Source organism: Clostridium sp. DSM 8431 (assembly GCF_900116755.1).
GTDB lineage: Bacteria > Bacillota > Clostridia > Clostridiales > Clostridiaceae > Clostridium.
In genome coordinates this window covers 1-2,798 of the sequence record NZ_FPBY01000266.1, presented here as the reverse complement: position 1 = coordinate 2,798, position 2,798 = coordinate 1, and the positions used below count along the sequence as shown (strand labels likewise).

The 2,798-nt window shown below is 27.4% G+C and carries 2 protein-coding genes; both read left to right on the top strand.

Going from position 1 to position 2,798, the window contains the following annotated elements; genetic code table 11:
- The first annotated feature begins 160 nt into the window (after window positions 1-160).
- Entirely contained in the window at window positions 161-742 is a 582-nt protein-coding gene (locus BM384_RS16485; protein ID WP_090015275.1) for a YczE/YyaS/YitT family protein, read from the top strand.
- A gap of 592 nt (window positions 743-1,334) precedes the next feature.
- Window positions 1,335-2,672, top strand: coding sequence for an MATE family efflux transporter (locus tag BM384_RS16480; protein WP_207650747.1), 1,338 nt, complete (start codon window positions 1,335-1,337; stop codon window positions 2,670-2,672).
- The last annotated feature ends 126 nt before the right edge of the window (window positions 2,673-2,798 follow it).

The window sequence follows — 2,798 nt, the reverse complement described above, 5'->3', positions numbered from 1 at the left end:
TAAAGTAGTAGGTGATTTATTCACTACAAAATAGGACACGATGAATAAGGAAAAATCTCGATATGGGTATAATTGTCCATATTTTGAGTAGCAGTATTTTATAAATGAATTTATCAAACTTTAACTTCAAAATTTTTTTAATAAAAATAATTGCTTTTTTATGGGACTGTTCATAGTCCAAGCAGGTGTTACACTTTTCTTATCAATAAATATTGGTTCTGATCCATTTACAGTATTTACTCAAGGTTTATCTAAACTTCTAAACATCACCCCAGGAAATTCCAATAGACTTATAACTTTTATTCTTCTTATACTTCTTACAATCTTCTATAGAAAAGTTATAAATATAGGAACTATACTTGCTATGATTTTTGCAGGTCCATTTTTAGACCGTATGCTAAATATTTATTCTAGTATTCCTTTTGAAGCTTATAGTTTTCCATTAAGAATAATATTATTTTTTGTAGCTTCGGTAATTATTGCTATTGTTTTTCCTATACTTAAAGCCCCGAGTTTAGGTGTTGCTCCAAATGATTCTGTTTACTTAGCTTTTTCAGAGCTATTTCATAAACCTTATGGAATAGTAAGGATATTTATAGATGCTATTTTCTTAATTTTAGGTTTTATATTTGGAGGTATTGTTGGTGTTGGTACAATTATATGTTTAGCATCCCTTGGTCCAATAATGGGATTCTTTCTAAAAATATTAGAACCAATCATATCTCCTTATGTTAATAATTAAGGCTATATTTTTAAATAAAGTGATAAGTAAAACTAGCTATTCAAATATAGGAGAACATCCCTTAAAGTTCATACTTAAATAGGGATGTTCTCCTTTTATATTTATTTGGTACTACTAACAAAAGATTTTCTACAAGTATTGCATAGATACCTTTGAGTTTCTTTGTTTCTACCATTTTTAACTATGTATTTATTTTTGCAATGAGGGTAAATTAATTCTGTTATCTCATCACTATTTGAAATATTAATTAGGATAATTATATCTATTAATAATTTTTTTGGGCCACCTTACTTAAAAGCTTTATATTTTTTAATTTTAAAATAGCTATACGAACACAAATTAATCACTTCCTAACAATCATATGTTTAGATAGCCGCCTATTTTTATCACTTTTATTCATAATACAGTCTTAATTTTTATATATAATTATTAAAATTTATGTCTTTTAATATATATTTTTTCGACTTTTATCCATTTTTTTCTTGAAAATCTTTATATTGTATACTAAACTAATATAGTATTACGCACTTTAGAGATACAATGTATCTCTTTAATTTTATATACATAAAGATTAACAGTTTGGGGTATAAACATGAAAAAATATGATGATGGACTAATGACAGAAGGAGCTATCGGAAGACAGCTTATTAATTTTGCATTCCCTCTTCTTCTAGGGAATCTTTTTCAACAACTTTATAATACTGTAGATTCAATTATTGTTGGACAATTTATTGGAGATGAAGCTTTAGCAGCTATAAACTCTTCTTTTCCTTTAATTAATCTCATAATAAGTTTTCTTTTAGGAATTTCAGTAGGTGCTGGAGTTATTATCTCACAACATTATGGGGCCAAAGAAACTTCTAAATTACAAAATGCTATACATACAACACTAGCATTCTCATTTGTTTCAGGAATATTCTTAACCTTTTTTGGTATATTCACTTCTCCCGTAATACTAAAATTTATGGGTACTCCTGAAAATGTTATGATTCAATCTAACATCTACTTAAAACTTTATTTTGCTGGAGTTTCAGGGGTAATAGTTTATAATATGGCAAGTGGTATTTTACGTGCTGTAGGTGATTCAAAAAGACCTTTATATTTCCTAATAGTATCTTCAGTGCTAAATATACTTTTAGATTTACTATTTATTGCTGTATTAAAAACTGGAGTTGCTGGCGTGGCAATAGCAACTTCTATTTCTCAAATAGTAAGTGCTATTTTAACATTACTTGTCTTAATTAAAAGTAAGGATGTTTATAAAGTAGAAATAAATAAAATAAGATTTTCTAAGAAAGAACTTCATAGAATAATAAAACTAGGTCTTCCAAGTGGTCTTCAAAATGCAGTAGTATCTTTTTCAAATGTTATTGTACAAACTAATATAAATAATTTTGGAGATATAGCTATGGCAGGCTGTGGTTCCTATGCAAAGATAGATGGTTTTGCTGTTTTGCCTGTTATGAGTTTTTCTATGGCTCTTACAACCTTTATAGGTCAAAATCTTGGTGCTAAAAAGTATGATCGTGTAAAGAAAGGCGCAAAAATTGGTATTATCTTAAGTTTACTAACAACAGTTTTTCTTATAGTATTACTTAAAATATTTACTCCTTATTTTTTAAAATTCTTTTCTTCTGATGAAAGCGTAATTAGTTATGGAATTTTAATGATGAAAATACTATGTCCTGCATATATATTCTTGTCTTTATCCCATGCTTTCACTGGTATACTTAGAGGTGCTGGTTTAACAAAGATACCTATGTTTGTAATGATATCTTGCTGGTGCATACTTAGAATAGCCTGGATAATATGTGGGGTTCATATAATTAAAAATATAATTGTAGTATTTTTAGGATATCCTATAACCTGGACTTTAAGTGCCTTAATGCTATATATCTATTATAAAAAAGCAAATTGGATTAACCCTTAAAATAAAAAGACTCTATATAGATAAATAGTTTCTTCTATATAGAGTCTAATTAATTTTGGCTGTATTGTGAATAAAAGTGATAAAAATAGGCAAGTATCTAAACAAATGATTATAAGGAAGTGATTG

What these genes read in the sequence shown, in the direction of transcription:
- BM384_RS16485 (WP_090015275.1), top strand. Translation starts at nt 161, where the DNA reads ATGGGACTGTTCATAGTCCAAGCAGGTGTTACACTTTTCTTATCAATA.
- BM384_RS16480 (WP_207650747.1), top strand. Translation starts at nt 1,335, where the DNA reads ATGAAAAAATATGATGATGGACTAATGACAGAAGGAGCTATCGGAAGA.